Origin of the sequence: Paenibacillus sp. FSL R7-0048 (genome assembly GCF_038004505.1) — a bacterium.
Taxonomy (GTDB): domain Bacteria; phylum Bacillota; class Bacilli; order Paenibacillales; family Paenibacillaceae; genus Paenibacillus_AQ; species Paenibacillus_AQ odorifer.
Genome location: NZ_JBBORF010000001.1, coordinates 7,073,430 through 7,095,843, shown reverse-complemented (window position 1 = coordinate 7,095,843; position 22,414 = coordinate 7,073,430). Strand labels below are relative to the sequence as shown.

At 42.2% G+C, this 22,414-nt stretch carries 17 protein-coding genes and 1 riboswitch; of the genes, 11 read left to right on the top strand and 6 right to left on the bottom strand.

The genetic code is table 11. The annotated features are described in order from the left end of the window. Window positions 1–40: 40 nt before the first annotated feature. The 3 genes from NSQ91_RS31400 (at window position 41) to NSQ91_RS31390 (ending at window position 4,579) form a co-directional block, all read left to right on the top strand. Window positions 41–748, top strand: coding sequence for a DNA alkylation repair protein (locus NSQ91_RS31400; protein WP_076181784.1), 708 nt, complete (start codon window positions 41–43; stop codon window positions 746–748). Between the two features lie 6 nt (window positions 749–754). Beyond that, a complete protein-coding gene (locus NSQ91_RS31395; protein ID WP_076303519.1) occupies window positions 755–2,653 on the top strand; it encodes an AraC family transcriptional regulator in 1,899 nt (632 codons plus the stop codon). A 283-nt stretch (window positions 2,654–2,936) separates the two neighbouring features. Beyond that, a riboswitch (glycine riboswitch) is annotated at window positions 2,937–3,019 on the top strand. Window positions 3,020–3,166: 147 nt separating this feature from the next. Further along, entirely contained in the window at window positions 3,167–4,579 is a 1,413-nt protein-coding gene (locus NSQ91_RS31390) for an amino acid permease (RefSeq protein ID WP_076303520.1), read from the top strand. Window positions 4,580–4,744: 165 nt separating this feature from the next. Here the strand turns inward: NSQ91_RS31390 and NSQ91_RS31385 are convergent, their stop codons facing one another. Next, on the bottom strand, window positions 4,745–5,896 hold the full coding sequence (locus tag NSQ91_RS31385) for a metallophosphoesterase (protein ID WP_076181791.1): 1,152 nt from the start codon (window positions 5,894–5,896) through the stop codon (window positions 4,745–4,747). Between the two features lie 182 nt (window positions 5,897–6,078). Between NSQ91_RS31385 and NSQ91_RS31380 the strand changes: the two genes are divergently transcribed. Beyond that, window positions 6,079–7,296 (top strand): sensor histidine kinase, encoded by a 1,218-nt coding sequence (locus NSQ91_RS31380; protein ID WP_076303521.1) that lies wholly within the window; start codon window positions 6,079–6,081, stop codon window positions 7,294–7,296. 106 nt (window positions 7,297–7,402) lie between these two features. On the opposite strand, the gene NSQ91_RS31375 is transcribed toward NSQ91_RS31380, so the two are convergent. From NSQ91_RS31375 to NSQ91_RS31355, 5 genes are all read right to left on the bottom strand, one after another. After that, window positions 7,403–8,308, bottom strand: coding sequence for a DUF5643 domain-containing protein (locus tag NSQ91_RS31375; RefSeq protein ID WP_076124237.1), 906 nt, complete (start codon window positions 8,306–8,308; stop codon window positions 7,403–7,405). 23 nt (window positions 8,309–8,331) lie between these two features. Beyond that, on the bottom strand, window positions 8,332–9,492 hold the full coding sequence (locus NSQ91_RS31370) for a DUF4179 domain-containing protein (protein ID WP_076303522.1): 1,161 nt from the start codon (window positions 9,490–9,492) through the stop codon (window positions 8,332–8,334). Continuing rightward, window positions 9,485–10,027 (bottom strand): sigma-70 family RNA polymerase sigma factor, encoded by a 543-nt coding sequence (locus NSQ91_RS31365; protein WP_232061486.1) that lies wholly within the window; start codon window positions 10,025–10,027, stop codon window positions 9,485–9,487. The genes NSQ91_RS31370 and NSQ91_RS31365 overlap by 8 nt, the downstream gene beginning before the upstream one ends. Before the next feature lie 248 nt (window positions 10,028–10,275). Beyond that, the gene (locus tag NSQ91_RS31360; protein ID WP_076181795.1) at window positions 10,276–10,863 is read right to left on the bottom strand and encodes a class I SAM-dependent methyltransferase; all 588 of its coding nucleotides are present in this window, start codon (window positions 10,861–10,863) and stop codon (window positions 10,276–10,278) included. Window positions 10,864–11,248: 385 nt separating this feature from the next. Further along, the gene (locus NSQ91_RS31355; protein ID WP_076303523.1) at window positions 11,249–11,713 is read right to left on the bottom strand and encodes a VOC family protein; all 465 of its coding nucleotides are present in this window, start codon (window positions 11,711–11,713) and stop codon (window positions 11,249–11,251) included. Window positions 11,714–11,871: 158 nt separating this feature from the next. On the opposite strand from NSQ91_RS31355, the gene NSQ91_RS31350 reads away from it, so the two are divergent. The 7 genes from NSQ91_RS31350 (at window position 11,872) to helD (ending at window position 22,407) form a co-directional block, all read left to right on the top strand. After that, entirely contained in the window at window positions 11,872–12,306 is a 435-nt protein-coding gene (locus NSQ91_RS31350) for an Lrp/AsnC family transcriptional regulator (RefSeq protein ID WP_076191556.1), read from the top strand. Window positions 12,307–12,406: 100 nt separating this feature from the next. Continuing rightward, window positions 12,407–14,143, top strand: a complete 1,737-nt coding sequence (locus NSQ91_RS31345) for a sensor histidine kinase (RefSeq protein ID WP_076191558.1) — start codon at window positions 12,407–12,409, stop codon at window positions 14,141–14,143. Between the two features lie 5 nt (window positions 14,144–14,148). Next, window positions 14,149–15,729, top strand: a complete 1,581-nt coding sequence (locus NSQ91_RS31340) for a response regulator (RefSeq protein WP_305953672.1) — start codon at window positions 14,149–14,151, stop codon at window positions 15,727–15,729. A gap of 196 nt (window positions 15,730–15,925) precedes the next feature. After that, window positions 15,926–16,846: an ABC transporter permease gene (locus NSQ91_RS31335; RefSeq protein WP_036682339.1), complete on the top strand. Its 921-nt coding sequence runs from the start codon at window positions 15,926–15,928 to the stop codon at window positions 16,844–16,846. 40 nt (window positions 16,847–16,886) lie between these two features. Next, entirely contained in the window at window positions 16,887–17,768 is an 882-nt protein-coding gene (locus NSQ91_RS31330) for a carbohydrate ABC transporter permease (RefSeq protein WP_076124225.1), read from the top strand. A 54-nt stretch (window positions 17,769–17,822) separates the two neighbouring features. Further along, the gene (locus NSQ91_RS31325; protein WP_076276301.1) at window positions 17,823–19,409 is read left to right on the top strand and encodes an ABC transporter substrate-binding protein; all 1,587 of its coding nucleotides are present in this window, start codon (window positions 17,823–17,825) and stop codon (window positions 19,407–19,409) included. Window positions 19,410–19,980: 571 nt separating this feature from the next. Further along, window positions 19,981–22,407, top strand: a complete 2,427-nt coding sequence (gene helD / locus NSQ91_RS31320) for an RNA polymerase recycling motor HelD (RefSeq protein ID WP_076303524.1) — start codon at window positions 19,981–19,983, stop codon at window positions 22,405–22,407. Window positions 22,408–22,414: the final 7 nt, after the last annotated feature.

Sequence of the window (22,414 nt, the reverse complement as noted above, 5' to 3'; positions counted from 1 at the left end):
TTGAGTCCCTAGCCAATAATCTAAAAAGGAAGTGCGAACAATGGATTTAGAAACGGTCATGCAAGAGCTTGAAGCTCTCGGCAAGGAACGCACCAAGAAAATATATCTATCCAATGGCGCGCACGAACCGCTTTTTGGTGTGGCCACAGGCCAGATGAAGCCCATCTTCAGAAAAATAAAACATAATCAACCCTTGGCCGAGCAGCTTTATGCTACGGGAAATTACGACGCTATGTATTTTGCCGGGGTGATCGCGGAGCCTAAAGCAATGACCGAGTCGGATTTTGAGCGGTGGATTGCTGGGGCTTATTTCTATATGCTATCGGACTTTGTGGTGGCAGTAACGTTGGCGGAGACGGATATTGCGCAAGAGGTTTCTGATAAATGGATTGCAAGTGAGATAGAGCTGAAAATGTCGGCGGGCTGGAACTGTTACTGCTGGCTGCTCGGAAATCGCCCGGACAGTGAATTTTCCGCAGAAAAATTGGCCGCTATGTTGGAGCTTGCAAAAAACACGATTCATGATGCTCCTGAGCGAACGAAATACGCAATGAACAATTTCATCTACACTGTGGGCGTATCCTATCTGCCGCTTCATGATAAAGCGGTTGAGATTGCAAAGGAAGTTGGCCCGGTGGAAATCCATACCGGTAGTGCAAAAAGCAAGATTTTGAATGCTTCAATTAATATTCAAAAGGCAGTTGATAAATCGCAGCTCGGCTTCAAACGAAAACATGTAAGGTGTTAGTCAATCATGGACATCAATGACCTTATTGCTGTATGGAATCACGCGAATTGCAAAGTAGTTGATATTCGTCGGATGACCCTTAGACCTGGCGAATCTATACCTTCCTATTACGTCCCCTCAAGGCTGTTTCTTATGTCGATTCACGGTAATGCTACAGTTAACCTGGGAAGCCAAGTTCACCGTTTACAGCGCTTTACAGTGCTTCATGTAGGCAAAGGAACTGTGCTCAACATTGACGCAGGCAGCGAGGGGCTGGATTACTATAGCATTTATTATAAAGTGAGTATGCATCCCTCACTACCCTTAGAGATTGCTACGCTATACGAGGGCGCTAAATCCTTTGATCATTCGTACAGCATGACGCCTGACAATTCGGTAGCGCTGTATCGCATAGTGAGCGAGATGTTTAAGGAGTGGGAGAAGCCGCAGCCGCTTGCGCGGTTGCATGTTCGAACTTTACTCCATCAGTTTGTGTATGAGCTATTTCATCAAATGTCGGTGCAAGGGGTTAATACGACTAAGCGTGATCTGGCCGCCCGGATCGCCGACATTATCCATGAACATTATACGGATAACATTACGCTGGAATCATTATCGGAAAGCCTGAACTATAGCGTCCCCCATTTATCTTCCTACTTCAAAATCCGTACTGGACTTAGCCCGATTGATTACTTAATTAAGGTGCGCATCGAAAAAGCGGTGGCACTGCTGCTGGAAACAGATGCTACGCTGAAGGAAATTGCAGTGGGTGTCGGTTATCAAGACCCTAGTTATTTGGGCAGGCTGTTCAAAAAGTATAAGGGTGTTTCCCCGATTAGCTATAGAGAATTGCATTCCAGAAAGAACAAACTAGAAGATAGTCCTGCCACAAACATAGAATCCTCCATTGTTGCCCTTGAATCATTTGACTATACTGATTATATTGATAACGATTATCAGTATCATTTTGATCAAGAGGGAGATTCATTCATGTTTAAACATTCAAGGCCTACGCTGGCATCGGTATTGCTGTTAAGCTTCATTTTGGTACTGAGCGCATGTGGTACAAACGGTGCTACGGAGAATGCTGCCTCACAGCAGCCGAAGACCAAAATCGTTAAAACGGTTAACGGTGAGGTGGAGATCCCCCTTCATCCCAAAAGAATTGTTGCAGGTGAATATCTCGGTAGCTTAATTGCGCTTGGCATTACACCCATCGGAACCTCCGAACATCATATTAAAAATCCATATTTTCAGGAGTATTTGAAAGACGTTGAGAATATAGGGGACGGAAATGGAAATGTAGAGAAAATTCTGTCGCTTAATCCCGATTTGATTATTATGGATGATTTCTATCCTGAGCTAAATGAGCAGATGTCAAAAATCGCACCTACGGTCGTTATTCCATACGCTTCCTTAAAAACGGTACATGAGGAAGTGGCTTATTTCGGTGAGCTGCTTAGTGAAGAAGATAAGGCCAAAACCTGGCTTGCAGACTATGACAGCCGTATGGCCAATGCCAAGGAGAGCGTATTGAAGGTTGTGCCAGCAGATAGCACATTTTCCATTATTGAATGGTCTGAAAACAGCTTGATGGCCGTTGGAACAGACTTCGGCAAAGGTGGACAACCAATCTATAATGGATTGGGATTTAAGCCTCCTGCGGATATCGCCGCCGAAATGGCCGACCCGGGCTGGGCTTCATTCTCTGCTGAGGTCTTACCAAAGTATGCCGGTGACTATATTATTCTTACCTCCGACTCGAAAAAGCTGGATGAACTTAAAGCCGACCCGATCTGGGGCGCACTGCCAGCAGTCAAAAATGATCACGTATTTCTTTGGACAAGCGATCGCTCCGGCTACTGGGACCCGATAGCTATTCTGAGTCAGACAGAAGAGTTGGCGGCTTGGCTGACAAGCCACTAATAGAGTGTGTTTCAAAACATAAAGGGGCTGTCTCAGGAGTAGAATTCTACAATGAGATAGCCCTTTTTTCATATTAACCATCAGCCAATCTTGATCTGTTGGTTGCGATGTTTCCGAAGCAATGCGTGATATTCGCGTATTTCGCAGTTGAAATAAAGCGGTAATTAATGTTATTGACAAAATATTTGACAATGATTAGTATTGAAAAATATTAAAAATGAAGTTAGCGGCATAACAATTAAATAATTCGCAAGCTATGATTGCTATGGATCACACTATAGCAGGAGCAGCTTCTGGAGAGACCGTGGGGGATTCCCCCGGCGCCGAAGGGTTCACAATCTCAGGCAAAAGGACAGAAGAGTACTAGATAATTCATTTGTTATTCTGATCATCGTCAGAATAAAGGAATGTATTTTATTTATTATTCTTAGACCTAAGAGATTGGAGCGTATCCAATCTCTTTTTTGTTATCATTTTTACTTGTTATTTTTTTCACATAAGGGGGAGTTCGAAATGGCAGCACAAGAATTAAAGAGAGATTTAGAGAATCGGCATGTTCAGCTCATTGCGATTGGTGGAACCATCGGTACCGGATTATTTTTAGGATCAGGCAAAGCTATACAACTGGCAGGACCATCCATCATTTTTGCTTATTTAATCGTGGGTATCGCTATTTTTTTTGTGATGAGGGCATTAGGAGAACTTCTGTTGTCTAAAGCAGGTTATCAATCTTTTACAGACATTGCCGAAGACTATCTTGGACCGCGGGCGGCGTTTGTAACTGGATGGACCTATTGGTTTTGTTGGATCATGACGGCTATGGCCGATATTATAGCTGTTGGGGTCTATGTACAATATTGGTTTGATATCCCGCAATGGATACCCGCAGTCATTTGTTTAATTATTTTATTAGGACTCAATTTATTAACGGTAAAAAGCTTTGGCGAATTGGAATTTTGGTTTGCTTTAATTAAGGTAATCACTATTCTCGCATTGATTGCTATCGGGGTAGTCTTACTGGTGATTGGATTCAAAACAACTACCGGAACCGTTGCGCTCAGTAATATTTGGGCACATGGGGGAGTATTTCCAAACGGCATTTCAGGGTTCCTACTTTCATTTCAAATGGTTGTGTTTGCTTTTGTGGGTGTGGAATTGGTGGGCGTATCGGCAGCAGAGACCTCCAATCCAGAAAAAACTATCCCATCGGCGATTAATAAAATACCTTTACGGATTCTATTTTTCTACGTGGGTGCTATTATTGCCTTATTATGCATCAACGCTTGGACAGAACTAAACCCGGCAGAAAGTCCTTTTGTTAAAACATTTAGTTTAGTGGGGATTCCGATTGCCGCGGGGGTTATTAACTTCGTTGTATTAACTTCAGCTGCGTCCGCTTGTAATAGCGGGATGTTCTCAACAAGCCGGATTCTATACAATCTAAGCAGAAATGACCAGGCTCCAGCCAACTTTGCAAAGCTTAATAAAAATCATGTACCAAGTAATGCTTTATTCATATCCACGCTTGTCTTATCTGTAGGCGCTTTGTTGAGTAAGCTGATTCCGGAGACGGCTTTTGGCATCGTGACAACAATTAGTGCCATTTGTTTCATCTGGGTTTGGGGCGTCGTTCTAATTTGCCATTTGCGATATAAAAAGACGAAGCCGGAATTGCAGGCCAAATCAAAATTCAAAGCACCGTTTACACCCTTTGTGAATTATGTTGTTCTAGCTTTGTTTGCAATCATACTCATAATTATGCTATTTGCTGATGAAACTCGTCCGGCCTTATTGTTGACGCCTTTATGGTTTATATTATTATTTGTTTTGTATTCGATAAATAGAAGAAAGAGGGAAAGAATAACGCCTGATCCAAGAGAACGTCTCGAAGGTATTCGAAATAACACGGAGATCCGGCATGATTAGTCGATGAGGGTGCTTGCTGATATTACAGTTAGATAGGCAGTCATAGAAATCCACCACCGCATACGGTGGTGGATTTTCTCATTAATGTGGTCGATGCTCTTTTTCGAACTTATGTATGCTATCGGGATATTCTTCCATGTTTTTTAATCAGTCTAAAATTATCGTCTATTTAAAATCAACTTTGATTTGTGCTATCTCACTATTCGTGCCAATTCGTAATGGCGGTCCCCAAGTCCCTGCACCAGATGTAACGATGACGTGAGGGCTGTTAGGATTCTTCTGATAGTGGCCATAATCTACTGTAAACATAGCATTGGTGATCAGATTTGCAGGGAATACTTGTCCTTGATGCGTATGTCCGCTAAGTATCAAATCAACGTCATCTGCGTATTCAATCCTATTGGTTGGTTGATGATCCATTACGATAACGGGCATATTTGTATCAATGTCACTCATCACTTCTGAAGTAATTGCTCGAGGGTTCCCTTGATTACCAATCGGTGATGAATCCCTTCTGCCAACAACAACGAATTGATTATCAATAACGACATGCTCATCATTTAGAAGTTTGATATTACTCTTATCTATAAAGTTCACGATCTCATCGTATGAGCGTCCTGCATCATGGTTACCTAAACAAGCATAAACTCCATAGGTTGACTGAATAGTACTTAATAACTCTATTCCTTTGGAAGGGTTAGAGAGCGCATAGTAGTTACCATTAAATATATCTCCTGTCATCAACACTATATCCGGCTGTAGTCCATTAATACGATCAACAACGTCTTCAATAAACTTTACATCATTTACGTAGCCTAAATGTAAGTCGCTGATCAGGACGATATTTAACTGATCTAATGAAGTGTTTTTATGTATTTGGAGCGGATAGGTGACTTCTTTTAAATGATTTGCATTATAAATCCCATAGGACACCAATCCTATGACTAGAATTAATACTATGGACCTTGTATGAAAAATAACACGTGCTGGTATAGGAGAAGGGAGGACCTTGATCCATTTACTAATTAGTAAGATTACATCTGAAAGGATCAAAAGCAAGAACAAATAGAAGTAGATACCCATCCAATAGTCCCCGAATTGACCAATAAAATTAACAATATTTGAATCGGTCGTCATAGCTGAAGAAGACAATAGTAAATTAATAATGATTGATAACGCACATAAGCTGTAGATGACTCCATATATGATCCCGTTTATATGTGAAAATATATGTTGTAACCATTTAAAAATCTTTCTCGCAATGTAATAGTTAGTTGCCGCGTACATAGCGAATATAAATAAAAATGCAAATACCATAGGGAACACCATCCTAATGCTTTAGATATCAGAACTAAAGTGAATACAATGATTATAGCAATAATTACTAGTTTCAGAAATTAAATGGGGTATTGAGTTTACAGTTTTTTTCAGTTATTGTTTATTACTATTTCAGCTGATATAATTCTTATTTCGACAATCAATTTAAAAGTGGTGAATTCATGAGAGAGTTCTACAGTCGGGTGAATCGAAAAACCTATTACATATTAATGTTAATGATCATCGTTCTTATGATGTCTGGATTAATACTATCTACTCTAGAGTTAGATGGAATTGATTTTGGTTATATCATTCATTTTTTATGTGTGGCGTTTCTAACGGTTTGTTTATGGATTTACCCTAAGCATGAGACACATACTTTTAGAAAGATTATCATTCTATTTGGATTTGCGTATTTTTATACGCTATTCTTTTTATATCCTCAAACTTGGACTACCTATATCCTCATTTGTCTTATTCCTGCACTCTCTATTCTATTTTTTGATTTAAAATTGTTTTATTTTTCCTTCATTATAAATGGAATACTGATGGTAATTACATTTGGCTATATCCTCTTGATTGATAGAGGGGATCTATATACATATTTACATTATGATATTCTAGGGAATTTCATTAATATAATAGCGGTTCAAGTGTTATTATTTTTCATTTTTCAAATATCATTTAAACGGATGAAAAAACAGCAGCTTTATTATGAACAATTACAGCAATCTGAGCGCTTAAAGATGGTTGGACAATTAACTGCTGCCGTTGCGCATGAAATTAGAAATCCAGTGACAGTGGTTAGAGGTTTTTTGCAGTTTTTTGATGAGGATCCTTCATTTGATGATCCTATGAAAAGAAAATTTAAATTAATGATTGATGAATTGAACACAGTAGAACAGATTATCTCGCAATTTCTAACCCTTTCAAAGCCAAATGGAGAACAAAAGCTAGAAAAAGTAGATGTGAAGGATGTTATTGAGAGTGTCACAGGATTGCTCCATTCCTACGCAATGTTATCTGATAATCAAATTGTTACCTATGTAGAAGAAGACTGCATGATCTCTATTAATAAAATTGAATTTAAGCAGCTGCTTATTAATATAATAAAAAATGCTTTAGAGGCTTCGGATGTTGGTAAATCAATCTCTATTATGGCGAATAGGAACAATAATTTTATTGAGATAACAATCATCGATGAAGGAAGCGGGATGTCGGAAGCTGAGGTTAAGTCGCTAGGGACTCCTTTTTATTCATTAAAAAGTAATGGAACAGGTTTAGGATTAATGATTTGCTTTAATATCGTAGAAAAGTACGGCGGGGAAATTTATTATAGTAGTTCTGAAGGTAAGGGGACAACAGCTACTATCCGCTTTTTAGCTATAAATGACCAGTAAAACGGAACATTCTTTCCATTGAAAGAAGGGGATTACCTCAAGCCTTCGGCCGGAGAGGTAATCCCCTTTTCCTAGATAAATATGTTTATGTTTGCTGCGCTAACGATTATTTTAGAGGGATTTTGATCTCCAATTGCTTGTTGTAATTTTTAACTACATTGCCTTTGGCATCTACTTTATAAGCCCCGGTGTTGCCTTTTTCAAATACGGCTTGATACGGTCTGATAATCAGATATTCTGCCGCTGAGCTAGGTGCTTCGAACAATAAATCTTCAGAAACCGTATTTTGAGTTGCTGCAACAGAATCCCTTGCAATAAATTCTAATTCATTTCCCAGATTATCATAAATGTCATATCCTAAAGCCTGTGCTTGGGTGGCAACCCCTTTAACCGCTAAAGCGATACGCACAGAAGTCTCTCCTGCAGCAACACGGGTGGTTTTGATTTCAAATTGGTTGTCTTTCTTTATAGCAGGCAGCTGAATGTTACGCACTAATCCTGCTTGCTTGAGAGAAAATTTAAGTACATACGGTTCATCGATTCCGTTAAGCTTCACATGGATACTCAATTCAGAGGAAGCCAGGTTTGCCTTTTGTTGCTCAGTTAACCATCCGGTCTGCAATACAACAACCGCCTTGTTGGCATCACCGTCACTGATCCAGCGTGGTGTTTTTAAATCAATGCCTCCTGGTTGAGTGAGCTTAGCGTCAATTCCCACAATAGTACCTTCTGCAAGATAGGGCTCACCTTTATCATTTAAAGTTACTCCTGCGAGCATTCCTGAAAATAGCGATCCCTCACGGCTCAGGTCGATCTTAATATAGTTACCATCAAACTGCGCACTGCCCTTTAAAGTAAGCTGATCGTGTGAATCGGCCACTTTTGTTGTATTCAGGGAAGCTTCAACAGCGGGTTGAGCACTGGATGCTTGGGTTAAAGCTGGCATTCCCAACGCTCCTAGGCATACAGCAGCACTTAAAATTACAGACATCTTCTTAGTCATTTTTTTCATGATATTATCAAGCTCCTTAATTTTTATTTAACTAGCACGTTTATCTCTAGACCGTCAATATAATGCTTCACTGGGTTTCCAGAACTGTCTGTTTTAAATGCTCCATTCTTACTTTGTGGGTTCTCAAACTCATAAAGATAGCCACGGATTGTGAGCATATTAGGGTGTTTCTCAAATGGCTCAGTAAGCAAATCGACATTAAGTGACCTATTGGAAGTCGAGAGGACTTTCTGTGAAATATCTTTCAGCACCTGTCCTTGTTGATCCTTTACTTCAAAGCCCACTAAACTCAATGCTGTATGATCTTCGTCTGTATCCTGTTCCAGCATGAGCGACAGGCGTGTCGTTAATGGACTATATTCCAGCTTTTTCAGGATCAAACTCCATCCTCCAACTTGTGCGCGTATGTCAGGTGTGGAAATTTTATTAATCGTAGCCTTCCGCGCAGGAATTTGGAGAACAAACGGTTCATCCATACCGTTTAAGCCAAGGGTTACAGTCAATACAAATCGATCAGGAAAAGGTTTGTTGGAGATTCCGGAATTCGAGGAATCCACTAGTCTAAAAATAGCTGTGTTGCTTTCCGCACCTTCTATCCAGCTTAGAAACGGCATAGCTTTCCAGAGACCATCAGAAAATTGCTCCAGGGAAGCGCCGTCGATCAATACTTCTGCAGAGGTTATTGCACCTTTCGCTAAAAAAGGCTTCCCATCCGCTCCAATCGTTACTCCGGCTAGCTTACCTTCCAGTTCTTCTCCCTCACGCTTCACCGAGAATGCCAACCGGCTGCCATCAAATACAGCCTCTTCGGCAGACAAGGTGATCCCTTCATGCGTATCACTACTGTTTAGACGGGAAGTCAGTCCCAGACGCTGGGCCGCTTGTAACCCTATATCATCTGCCCGTTCAAAAATACCGCCTATCAAGGGAAGCTGCTTGAGCGCATTGGCCAACGTAGGCGGATAGATAGCCGTTAGCATAACACTTAACAATATCGCCGCAGTCACAGCAGCTGTGATTTTTGGATATATCCGCTTTTTCTTTTCCTTTTCCACAGGATCCTGGACAATGGTGGCCAGCGATGCATAAATCGAATCCTGCCGTGATCGTAGTAAAGGAGGAAGCTCCTGTATATTAGCTTTCCCTAGCTCCCTGATCTGCTTTTCTAAATTGTTATTATTCATTAGCAAGACCCTCCTCCCGCACAGGATGTATCTGTTTGGACAACAATCTCCGTGCGCGATGAAGTCGTGCCCTGACCGCTCCCTCGGAGATGTCGAGCACATCTGCAATCTGCTTAATGGATAAATCGTCATAATAAAAAAGCACGATAGCAAGCCGCAGGGATTCGTCCAACTGATTAATGAAGCTTTGCAGGTCTACGTTGCCTGAATCTTCAAAATGCACATAGGAAACGACCGGTTCCTCGGGAATTTCCGCCACAGCTATAGTTCGTTCTCGCATACGAAGTAACTGATTGCATTCATTAATCAGGATGCGTATAACCCAGGTTTTAAAAAACTTAGGCTGTTTAAGGTTGGCCAACCCTTTATACACCTTCAGTGTTGTTTCCTGAAGAGCATCCGCGCAATCTTCATCTTTTAGCAGAATGGTTTTGGCTAATCTGTACAACTGGGATTCCAGTTGCCTGAAAAGACGGGTAAACGCCTCGTGGTCGCCTTTCTGCGCTTTTTTGATATCCAGTTCGTTTTCCAGCAAATGATTTTTCCTCCTTGAGGGCCCTCTGTATAATTAGATGGAGAAGACATCCAAAAAGTTATATTTAGGATAAAATTCATTCTCCTACACAAATCACTTACCTCGGTAGTAGTATAAAATCCATGCAATTCATTGTTTTTGGCAAAGATGGAGAGGTTAATAGAAAGGGGGGGACTTCAAGTGGATAAACTGAAATAAATTCAGGAATTACCACCTTATCAGAAGAGAAGTAGTGGGGTAATCCTGAATTAAAAAGTGTATACATATACCTTGGTACGCAGTGTGTCCGTGCATGTTATGGTACGGACAGGCTGCATGCCTGGAAGGGCAAAACAAATGCTAATAACCACTGCGCCCGGCAGTAGCTCACGCTTGAACTTGTCCCCCAGCCGTTTCATCGCTCCGGGAAATAAGTAACAAAGAACTATATCCGCATGCTCGTAAGAGCTGCTATAGATATCCCCACGTACATAACGAAGCCTTCCGTGGAGCAGATTCTGGCCTTCGTCTGCTCGCAGCATACGTGTGCCGAACCTAGCAAGCAGCTGGGATGTCCACAAGGGAATAATGGAATTTTCAATGCCTGTCAGCCTTTTGCCTGGACATTGGCGAATAACATCCATGCCAAGTGTTCCCCAACCCGATCCCGCCTCCACAATGCTGCTATATCCCGGAATCCGATTCACCTCAACGGCAACAGCCGAGCGTACAGATTTTGACGTAGGCATCGGCGATATCCCGTTCCTCCAGCTCACCAGCACAATCGACACCATGGATAACAAGGCTGCGAAGGCGATGAACCAAGCGATGACTTGAATCACGATCAATACTATCATTCCTTCTTCATCTGCTAGAAGCAGGATTCAATTCTCTTACTTTCTCCCAGCATTTCGTTTATTAACTTCATATGGATAAAGATCCTGAATTTCCTTGCTTTCAATATCTTGACCTACATAAAAAATCAGAGTGGGATCATTTGCTGGATGGGCATAAGAAAGATAAGTGCGATGTATAAAATCAAAGTCCATCTTACCCAGCTGGAAATCGATTTGATATTTATCTTCTAAATAGACTTCAAATTGCTTTTTTAAAGCCAGAGACTTCCACGGAAGTCCAAAGAATAAAAAGTAGGTTCCTATAAGAAATATCAAAAAAATTAAGAGGAAAAGCGACTTTTTACTGAGAATGGTATGTTTTATAATTCATAACCCTCCCTAGCGTTTATTCTACATGAACTTTGCTGGACATATCAAAATCAACCTCTTCAAGAAATTCGATAACTTCTCCATTGGGACTATGAATGATCGCGTTTTTTATTAGAAGAGGCGGTTCGCCCAGAGACAGAGAGTCCGGTGCTATAAAAGCCTTTGCCCTATGTGCAAGGGCTTTTTGATACATCTCCTCTACATTATCTACATAGAAGGCAAGGTGTAATAACGCTCCGTGTGCTATATCTTCATCAGACAAGGCTTTTTTTCCTTGAGCGGCGATGACTGCATCATTATCGAAAATCTCAATACAGGTTCTGCGGTCAGGCGAAATCAGCATGGAGGCTTCTTTGATCTGAAAGGATGGCAGACTCCAATGATGACCTAGCTTGAATCCTAAAACGTCAATATAGAAAGAAATAGTTGCTTTATAGTCTTTAGCTTGAATCGCTACATGTGCAAGGCCTTTTACACTCATTTATAATCGCTCCCAACTTTAATATATACTTATTATAGTTGTATTAAAATATGAGATATATATATAAGATAAGTGTTTTGTAGTAATATGGTTATTAAATTTAAGGTATTTTAGTGGAATAAGTTTATTTTATAAAATGAGTTTAGGAGGCGCTTGCTATGGAACAACTTGTGGATGACATTGATAAAAAGATTATGCAATTACTTCAGTACAATGCCCGAATGTCCATTTCACAAATCAGTAAAGAGGTTTCGATGTCACAACCCTCTGTTAAAGAACGAATGATCAAGCTGGAGGAAAGGAATATCATTTCTGGGTATCATACAGCTTTTAATCTACGAGATCTGGATCGGGGCACAACTACGTTTATTCTATTAAAAACAGAACATTGCCAAGAGATTACGGATTTTTGCAAATATGCTATGGAAGTTACCGATTTATATCGGATTAGCGGAGAATATAATTACCTCATAAAGGTGCAAACCGCGTCGATTGAGGAGTTAGCTGAATTCCAAGACAACCTTATAAAGTTTGGACCTTCAAAATCTCATATCAGTCTGAAAAATATATTGGAAAACAGGGTGTTGCTCTAAAGCCCATTTTCCAAACACAATATCTAGTAACCGCTTTCATTCCATTGTAGAATGGATGAAAACAACGTTAGCATTAACTCGGATACAAGGGAGCATGGGTATGGAGAGGTTTTTATTCAGTAAAAAGTATATTCCGTTCACCTATAAGATGATGATACCGTACCTCATTCTAGTATTGCTGACAGATGTATTGGTGGGTTATATAGCTTATACGATGCTCGTAGAGTCCAGAACGGAAATGGCAGAAACGAATGTCCGGACAGCTTTGAAGCAGACGAGGAACAATATCGAATATCAGACAGATGAAATCAAACGAATGACTAACTCGCTGTTTCTCAATACGAATTTTCAGAATGCTCTGCAGTTTAGGGGAGATGCATTGGAAAACATGCTCAAAATGAGGGATGATATCGTTCCTTATATGAAAGCCCCTCTGCAATTGTATGGGAACAATCTGAGACTTGTGCTCTATACCGCGAATGAGACGATGCTTGAAATCCCCGGTGATGATATGTCTGTACCTATCGGTAGAAGCGATTATTATATTCTTTCTGATCAGGTTATTGAAGATAAGGAATGGTTCAAGTCGATTGTTGCCAATAACAAAGACAGCTTGTGGCTTCAGGCGGACAGCGACAGTGAACTAAGCAATATTTCGTATTTCCGCAAGCTGGTTTCTTCTAAGGGAGGCCCATCGATTATTGGTTATATTCGCGTCACGGCGAGAATTGACGAGCTTTTTGGCAATTTCGATACCTTTCCGATTGAACAGGGTATAGACCTTCGTCTAGTGGATCGGGTTAGTGGATTAACGCTTTATGAACAAGGTATTGTCGATGAACATGCGAAGCAAGATGCTTATCTGATCATTAGTGAAGATATTCCGTTGTCTGACTATGCTATCGAGGTACGGGTGCCGCATGCATACTTGAATAAAGATGCTAGCCGAATGCAGAAGGTGATCACCACGGTTTGTTTGATCAGCTTTTTAGTCATGGCGGTGATCGGCTTCCTCGTTGCCCGCATATCAGGCAAAAAAATTAAACGGATCGTATATTTGGTCCGGTCGTTTCAGGAAGGGAATTTTTATAAAAGAATTGGGTTTGCTGGGAATGATGAATTTGTCTATATTGCTAATAGTTTTAATCAGATGGCGACTAGTATCCAGGACCTGATCCAGAACGTCTATGAGCAAGGGATTCAGAAAAAGCAAGCAGAACTGGATGTGCTTCAAGCTCAGATCAGTCCGCATTTTTTATACAATACGTTGTCGACCATTGGCAGCTTAGCCAATTTGGGCGAAGTTGAGAAGGTTACACAGATGGTACAAGGTCTTTCTAAATTCTATCGCCTCACCTTGAATGAAGGACATGTCTATATCTCTCTTGAAAAAGAGCTGGAGCAGGTAAGGATGTACCTTGAAATTCAGAGGGTAAAGTATGCCGATGCGTTTGAGGTTTATTATGATATTGATCCTGATATTTTACAGGTTCCCATCATCAAGCTGATTTTGCAGCCATTTGTAGAAAATATATTCAAGCATGCTTGGTTTGGGGAGACGATTGCGATCCGGATTACCGGAAAACGGCTGGGTGAACGCATCGAGCTCAAGGTCATCGATAACGGAATTGGTATGCGGGCGGAGACACTGCGAAATATGCGTTCAAGCTCATTCCATTCGAGCAGCTATGGACTGAGAAACGTGGAGGAACGAATCAAGCTGAGATACGGCCATGATTTCGGCATTCATATCGGCAGTTACTTTGGGGCAGGAACGACCGTTCAAATTATCTTACCGGTGGATAATGCGGAAATCCGGGAAGTTATGGGGGAGTAAATAGTATGGCGATGGAGATCAACGTTCTGCTGGTGGATGATGAAGTGATCGATTTGGAATGGCTTAGACGGCGGGTGGCGGGCAGTGATCATTTGCCTTTGCATAGCGTGAGAACGGCAACTAGCGGTTTTTCCGCTTTAAAAATGATGGAGCAGCACCGCATTGACATCATTCTCTCCGATATCCGCATGCCGATTATGTCGGGCGTGGAATTTGCCCGGAAAGCGAAGGAGATTAACCCTGAGGTCCATCTGCTTTTTATTAGCGGACATCAGGATTTCAACTATGCCAAAGAGGCCATTCAATTAAATGCCTCCGGTTATTTGCTTAAACCCGTCGATGATGACGAGTTAAATAAGACGCTGACTGAACTCTGCGCCAAGATTGAGAAGGAGAGGAAGCAGCATATTTCCTTATCGGAAACACTGACGCTTGTGAATCAGGAGCTGCTGCTGCGCTGGTTTAATGAGACTGCCCCGGGGCAGGTAGAGACGCATATTCACAACGTTCTTACGTCTTACTTACAAGGCGCGTCGGCGGTTGCCATCGTCGTGATCGACGATATGGCACGGAAAATCCAAACTTGGACGGAAGAAGAGCGGAGTTTATGGAGCAGCACAGCTAATCAGTTTATCCGGAAGTTCGCGCAAGATCAAAATTTAGGCATGGTCATCACAACCTATGACTATCATTTTGTGATCCTTGCTGCGGTTCAGGAACAATATTTTACCACTTTGATGGAAGAGCTCATTCGGTCATTCTATCAGGAATTTTCCTGTTCAATTACGATTGGAAGAGGGATGTACACAACAGAACTGGGTAAGCTGCATGATTCCTATCGGCAGGCTCAGGCTGCTTTAAGTATTAAATGGATTGTTGGGAAAAATAGAATCATCCAAGATGCCTCGGAATGGAGCCCGAAGGAAAAAATCGCCTCAGATTTAGAGGTTATTGTGGACCGGATGCTTAAAGCGATGCTCGATTACGACCTTACCACCATTGATGATTGTTTGCTGCAGCTGTTTGCCGGGGACAGTCCGCTCTCCCAGAAAAACGACATCTACGATATCATTATTCGAATTACCTCCAAGCTTCATGCCGATCTGCAGCAAATGAACGAGCATCTATACGAGATTTTGAATTGGGATTCACATCATCCCTTTGTGCTGTTTCAGTTTGAAACGGTGCATGATATTCTCTCTTGGCTGAGAAGAAGATTTTTTGAGTTGTCGGAGCTGCTTTATTTGAAACGGCAAAGACAAAAGCGGAAGTTAATTGATGAAATCACGGAATATGTGAAAGAAAGATTAGATCAAAAAATAACGCTGAACGAAGTGGCCGCTCATTTCGATTTTACGCCTAACTATCTCGGTCATTTATTCAAGGTTGAAACCAACAGTTTATTCAGCGATTTTTTAAGTGAATTACGGATGAAACGGGTATGCGAGCTGCTCGAAGATCCGACTAAGAAAGTGTATGAGATTGCGGAACAAGCCGGATATAAAAATATTATTTATTTCAACAGACAGTTCAAGCAATGCATGGGCATGTCGCCCGGAGAGTACCGGAAGAAAAATAAAATCTAACAAAAAAGCGGTGAAAATGAAAACCCGGCGATGATTTTTCGGTTATTGGAGAATCGCTGCCGGGTGTTTTTGGTCTGCCGGCTAACCTTTTTTTGTCGAATCGTTGAATTAGTATTATGTTTAGTTGTTTCGCTGAATTATCTAAGCGCCTTCGCCCTTTTATAATAAGAGATATAGAGAAGAGAGGGGTGCAAAGATGAAAGGGCATACATTTTGGAGCGATTTAAAGAATTATAGGGTTCTCTTGCTGATGCTGGCTCCGGCGGTTGCTTTTTTCCTTCTGTTTGCCTATGTCCCGATGGCGGGGATTATTATTGCCTTCAAGCATTATGATTATGCGGGCGGTATTTTTGGAAGTGCCTGGAACGGGCTCGACAACTTCCGCTTTTTCTTTGAATCAGGCGATGCTTGGCGGGTAACACGAAATACAGCACTATATAACATTGCGTTTATCGTCGTCAATAACAGTTTGCAAATTTTTGCAGCGATTATGTTGTTTGAGGTCGGTGGTAAATGGTTCCGCAAAATCACACAATCGGCGTTGTTCCTGCCTTACTTTATCTCATGGGTCGTTGTCGGAGCGATTGCTTATAACCTGCTCAATTATGATATTGGCACCGTGAATGCTTTGCTCAGAGGTATCGGACTCCAGCCTGTCGATATTTATAATACACCTTCCTATTGGCCGTATATTCTGGTTATAGTTTCTGCCTGGAAAAGTCTCGGATACGGAACGGTGATGTACTTGGCCGCGATTACGGGGATAGATACAGAAATGTATGAAGCAGCCGAAATCGATGGGGCTAATATTTTTCAGCGAATTATGAAAGTAACCATTCCGAATTTGTATCCAACGATTATTATTCTGGTGCTGCTGGCAGTCGGGAACATTTTCCGTGGTGATTTCGGGATGTTCTATAACATGATCGGCAACAACGGCTTGTTGTTCTCCTCGACAGACGTTATCGACACTTTCGTATTTAGGTCACTGATTACTTCGAATGATATCGGCATGTCAGCTGCAGCTGGTGTTTTCCAGTCCGTTCTTGGCTTCGCGACGATCATGTCAGTGAACTATGCTGTCCGTAAATACGACAAAGACCGCGCTCTGTTCTAATCGTATCAGGAGTTAAGTCTTTCATAATGGAGGTAACGATATGAAGCAGCTTGATCGTAAAATATTTTCAGGTATTGGTTATGTATCCCTGATTTTTCTCTCAGTTTTATGTATTTTTCCTTTTATACTTGTCGTATCTTCATCCTTTACGGAAGAATCCAAAATCCTAACGGATGGTTATCAATTTATACCGACTGCTTTCTCAACTGAGGCCTACAGCATTTTGTTTAAGTATCCCGAACAGATGATTCAAGCCTATATAGTGACAATAGGAGTTACTATACTCGGCACGGTGCTTGGCTTGTTTCTGACTTCGATGACTGCTTATGCGCTATCCCGAAAAGATTTTAAGTGGCGCAATAAATTTTCATTCTTCTTTTTCTTTACGACTTTGTTCAGCGGCGGTTTGGTTCCGTGGTATCTGCTTATGGTCAACTACCTGCATATGAAGGATACGCTGATGGCCTTAGTGGTTCCGATGATGCTCAATGTCTTTTATATCATTGTTATGAAGTCTTTTATGGGCAGCATTCCGGAAGCGATTGTAGAATCAGCAAAAATTGACGGCGCAGGCGACTTTAAGATCTATGCTCGTCTAATCCTGCCGCTGTCCAAGCCGGCGTTAGCTACCATTGGCTTGTTTCTAGCGCTGGCCTACTGGAATGACTGGTACAATGCATTGCTGTTTGTATCGAATGAAAACTTGATGCCGCTCCAATATTATTTGTATAAAATGCTAGGCAATATGGATGGCATGCGCAAAGCGATGATGGGTGCAGGGGCAGTCGTAACGACATCGATCCCAACCGAGAGCTTGAAAATGGCGATGACAGTTGTGGCCACTGGCCCGATTTTGCTGGCTTATCCATTCGTGCAGAGGTATTTTGTACAAGGTTTGACGATTGGTGCTGTGAAAGGATGAACCCGGGGAAACTCGGTTTATCAATATAATTAAACACAAGGGGGAAGGCTTGAGATGCTGAAGAGAAATAGATTGATGATGCTAGCGCTCGTTTTAACCTTCGTAATGATTCTAAGTGCATGTGGTGGTGGCAATAACAATGCTAATACGTCTGCACAGGCTACAAATAATGCGTCAGAGGGAGGAAGCGACACTACGAACACCTCAGAACCTGCAACTACCTCAGACACCCTTGATACCTCTAAAGAAGTGAAGCTGAAAATGATTTTTGTTGGCCCTAAACCGATAGACTATGATAGCGTTTTTGCTGAGATTAATAAAAAGCTGAAAGAAAAAATCAATGCTACTGTAGAGGGCGAGTTCCTGGATTGGTCGGACTGGGCGCAAAAATATCCGCTGAAGCTGGCAGCAAATGAGGATTTTGACCTCATCTATTCGGCAAACTGGGCTGGTTACAATGACCAGGCGCTGAAAGGCGGATTCCTGGAATTGACCGATGAGCTGCTTACCCAATATATGCCGCAGACTTTAGCAGCTATGTCTGATGTGAGCTGGGATCAAGCTAAGGTAAACGGCAAACTGTATATGGTTCCGCAAAACAGAGGGGAATCCGTTGAAAAACTGATTTTGTACCGCGAGGATTTGCGTAAGAAATACAATCTTCCGGAGATCAACAGCCCAGAAGCGTATGCCACTTACTTGAAAACCATAGCACAAAACGAAAAAGGAATTACACCGTTCACCCCGGAAACAGGAGACTGGAAATATCATAATTTGGACCGTGTATTGCTGAAGCAACAAAACGAATGGAATATGTTTGATCTCGACCTTCCGTTTGCTTTCAAATTGACGGATGAAAAAGGGCAAGTATTTAACGTATATGAAACGCAAGAGTTTAAAGATCTACTCGTATATTACAAAGATCTCGCTGATAACAATGCATGGTCGAAAAACGTTCTAAACAGTAAAAATGATCATCAGGCCGATTTTAAAGCAGGCAAAACAGCATCAATTACGCACAACAACGGAACACTTGGAGCACTTATGGCTTTGATGCGCCAAGAGAATTCCCCTTATGAAGTAGCATTGGCTGACATCAACCAAGGCAAGAAGAAATCAGTGGCGATTTCCACCCAAAACGGTACTTCGATCCACGCTACTTCCAGAAATGTGGAACGTTCCTTGATGTTCCTCGATCTGATGCAAAATGATAAAGAACTGCACGACCTGATGATGTACGGCCTTAGCGGTGTACATTACGAAGCGGTTGGCGATGACAAATATAAAGCCCTTGAAAAGAATCCGAACTATACTGGCTTCTCTAACTGGAACTTCAACTCGCCACTTAACCGTGACAATGAAGCATTCCCGCAAGAAGCAAACGATCTGGCTAAAGGCTGGGAAGCAAATGTCTATCACTACGCGCTGGAAACCTTTGTATTTGATAACAGCAAAGTGAAAACGGAAATTGCCAATGTTGGTAACGTAATGCTCCGTTATGCGATTCCGCTCGAATACGGCGTAATCAAAGATATCGACAAAGGTCTTGAAGATCTGAACAAGCAACTGAAATCCGCGGGCATTGATAAAATCCAAACCGAACTGCAAACTCAAATCGATGCTTTCTTGGCAAACAAATAAGCTACAGAATAAGGGAGACCTAACAGTCATCAAATGGCTGTTAGGTCTCCCTGTTTAATTGGGCTCATCCGCGGGTGAAGCCGATATCGGACAAAGTTGACCCTAATAGCAGCATTATCGCACTTTTGGAATACTAACGGACCTCATAGTCGCTATTAGCCTAAAACACGCCTAGAATGAAGTTCAGGATAAAGAATAGCTGCACTGGAGTCCGAAAGTCTGCTTTAAAGGCTGAAAATCAGTAAATAAAGTCACCTCGGTCCGTTAGGCAGACCAGAAACAAAAGGCAGCAACCCTTTTGCTAGGGAAATGGATACTTAGGGAGAACGGCTACTCTTTGCAGAAAGGAATAAAAAAGAAGAACCGGCATGAGCTGCCGGTTCTTCTTAATATATAATTTGCGCGCAATGAAATAACGTGATATTATGAGAAGACCACTGTTAATCTGCGTATTTCAGACAGATTTATTACATCTTATTTATACATTAATAATACCACGCGGATTGGCAGTTTGTCAAATTTGTATTTTTGCTTCTTGATAACAACCTTGAAAAGGAGCGTGTTAGTAAAAATGTTAAACGAAAAAGATTGGCAGGGAGAACAGAAACGGCTAGATTCGGTCACGGAAGAATTGCAATCAAAGATTGGCGAGCTGGAACCGGAAGTGACAGGATTACGTGAACAGGTGACGGACATCCGCAAGCGGTTTTGGGAGGAAGTTACGGTCAATACGAGCACACATGAGGATTTCGAGGAGACCTTTTACAGTATAAAACAGCAAGAAGCGTTGTTGTCTGAACGGGAACGTAGCCACCGCCAACGGCTGCTGCGTTATAAAAACATGAAACGGCTGCTGCCGTCACCCTATTTTGGACGAATGGACTTTCAAGAAGATGGGTTGAACTCCAGTGAGCAAATCTATATCGGGGTGGCGTCTTTCATCGATGCAGAAGGTGTAAACTTTCTGGTATATGACTGGCGGACACCTATTGCAAGTATGTATTATGACCATTCGCCAGGCCCCGCCACTTACGATACACCGGGAGGACAAATCTCAGGAACGATGATGCTGAAGCGGCAATACCAGATCCGTCAGGGTCAGCTTCAGAACGTGTTCGATACGAGCTTAACGATCGGTGATGAATTACTTCAGCAGGTGCTTGGTAAGGGTGCGGATTCACAAATGAAGAGCATCGTGGCGACTATTCAGAAGGAACAGAACGCTATTATCCGCAACGATAGTAGCCGTATGCTCATTGTGCAGGGAGCGGCGGGCAGCGGAAAAACATCCGCAGCGCTGCAACGGGTAGCCTATTTGCTATATAAACACCGCGATAGGCTCAAAGCGGATCAGATTGTTCTTTTTTCGCCTAATCCGATGTTTAACAGTTATGTATCTACGGTGCTTCCCGAGCTTGGCGAGGAGAATATGCAGCAAACAACCTTTCAGGAGTATATTGATTATTGGCTTGGATCTACGCTTCGTCTAGAGGACCCGTTCGAGCAGATTGAATATGTACTGACGTCCAAAGCTTCTCCAGAGTATGAAGCACGGCTAACTGGAATGCAGTATAAAGCTTCAGAAGCTTTTCTGCATGCTTTGCAAAACTATGCGTTGTGGTTAGGGCAGGAAGGGATGTTGTTTCATAGTATCCGTTTTCGGGACCGCGAGTTGATTACTGCGGAGCAGATGAAATCGCAATTTTACAGCTATGATAGCTCCATCCGTTTGGCTAACCGCATCGTTTTATTGCGTGAATGGCTACTGCGTCAGTTGGCTTCGCTGGAGCGTCAGGAACAGGAGGCATTCTGGGTTCAAGATGAACTCGATTACCTCGATACCGATCAGTATGCCGAAGCCTACAGTGAGATACTTAAGAAGTATCGGCGGGAGGAAGCCGTCTTTGATTTTACGACTCAGTATCTTGAGAACTATGGGGATTTTCCTAATCAGGACCAAGGGGAAGAGAATGTTTTTGACTTTGGTCTGCAGGAAGAAGAACTGCTGCGCCGCATGATTGTGAAGGAGCACTTTACACCGCTGAGACGCGATGTCAAACGGTTCAAGTTCATAGATACGATTGGGTTATACGATCAGTTGTTTAGTGCCGACGCCAGTTATCGGCATATGACGAACGAGACTGAGGTACCTGCTCAGTGGCAGGAAATTTGTAAGCAAACAAAGGAAAAACTGAGCCGCGATGAACTCTTTTGCGAGGATGCCACTCCATTCCTGTATTTAAAAGAACTTGTCGAGGGTACTCGTATGAACACAGAAGTTCGGCATCTGTTTATCGATGAAGGCCAGGATTATTCGCCGTTCCAATACGCGTTTCTCAAACAGCTGTTTCCCCGCGCGCGCATGACTGTGCTCGGCGATTTCGGCCAAGCAATTTTCCCTCAAGCAACGAATTTGCACGAGGTGGATTCACCTTTGATCCGGCTTTATGGTGAAGATGAAACGAGCCTGATCCGTCTAATTCGAAGTTATCGTTCAACTCGTCAGATTGTGGAGTTTACGAAGGCGTTGCTGCCTAATGAGGAGATCGTACCTTTTGAAAGAGAGGGTAAGAAGCCGTTCCTAGTGAAGGCAAGTAGCGACGTAGAGCGGGCAATAAGAATTAAAGAAGATCTCGCGGCGTTGATGGCTGAAGGGCTTGACTCTATTGCCGTGATTACCAAGACTGCAGCTGAAAGCCGTGCGGCCTATGAAGAATTAAAGTCACAAGGATGCGAAGCTCTGCGGCTTATTACGAAGGAGACGCTCACTTTTGAGAAGGGCATTTTAGTAATTCCCGCTTATCTCGCAAAAGGGGTTGAATTCGACGCCGTACTGATTTATGATGCTTCCACTCAGACGTATGATCGGGAAAGCGAACGCAAGCTTTTTTATACAGCCTGTACGCGTGCGATGCATCGGCTTCTGCTGTACACAACAGGTGATTGGTCACACTTTATTCAGCCGTTAGAGGGATTTTTATATGAGGTCGTGCAATGAGATTGGA

Coding starts and splice junctions, on each gene's coding strand:
- NSQ91_RS31400 (WP_076181784.1), top strand. CDS start 41: ATGGATTTAGAAACGGTCATGCAAGAGCTTGAAGCTCTCGGCAAGGAA.
- helD (WP_076303524.1), top strand. CDS start 19,981: ATGTTAAACGAAAAAGATTGGCAGGGAGAACAGAAACGGCTAGATTCG.
- NSQ91_RS31325 (WP_076276301.1), top strand. CDS start 17,823: ATGCTGAAGAGAAATAGATTGATGATGCTAGCGCTCGTTTTAACCTTC.
- NSQ91_RS31350 (WP_076191556.1), top strand. CDS start 11,872: ATGGAACAACTTGTGGATGACATTGATAAAAAGATTATGCAATTACTT.
- NSQ91_RS31395 (WP_076303519.1), top strand. CDS start 755: ATGGACATCAATGACCTTATTGCTGTATGGAATCACGCGAATTGCAAA.
- NSQ91_RS31380 (WP_076303521.1), top strand. CDS start 6,079: ATGAGAGAGTTCTACAGTCGGGTGAATCGAAAAACCTATTACATATTA.
- NSQ91_RS31375 (WP_076124237.1), bottom strand. CDS start 8,308: ATGAAAAAAATGACTAAGAAGATGTCTGTAATTTTAAGTGCTGCTGTA.
- NSQ91_RS31360 (WP_076181795.1), bottom strand. CDS start 10,863: ATGATAGTATTGATCGTGATTCAAGTCATCGCTTGGTTCATCGCCTTC.
- NSQ91_RS31340 (WP_305953672.1), top strand. CDS start 14,149: ATGGCGATGGAGATCAACGTTCTGCTGGTGGATGATGAAGTGATCGAT.
- NSQ91_RS31345 (WP_076191558.1), top strand. CDS start 12,407: ATGGAGAGGTTTTTATTCAGTAAAAAGTATATTCCGTTCACCTATAAG.
- NSQ91_RS31335 (WP_036682339.1), top strand. CDS start 15,926: ATGAAAGGGCATACATTTTGGAGCGATTTAAAGAATTATAGGGTTCTC.
- NSQ91_RS31355 (WP_076303523.1), bottom strand. CDS start 11,713: ATGAGTGTAAAAGGCCTTGCACATGTAGCGATTCAAGCTAAAGACTAT.
- NSQ91_RS31385 (WP_076181791.1), bottom strand. CDS start 5,896: ATGGTATTTGCATTTTTATTTATATTCGCTATGTACGCGGCAACTAAC.
- NSQ91_RS31330 (WP_076124225.1), top strand. CDS start 16,887: ATGAAGCAGCTTGATCGTAAAATATTTTCAGGTATTGGTTATGTATCC.
- NSQ91_RS31370 (WP_076303522.1), bottom strand. CDS start 9,492: ATGAATAATAACAATTTAGAAAAGCAGATCAGGGAGCTAGGGAAAGCT.
- NSQ91_RS31390 (WP_076303520.1), top strand. CDS start 3,167: ATGGCAGCACAAGAATTAAAGAGAGATTTAGAGAATCGGCATGTTCAG.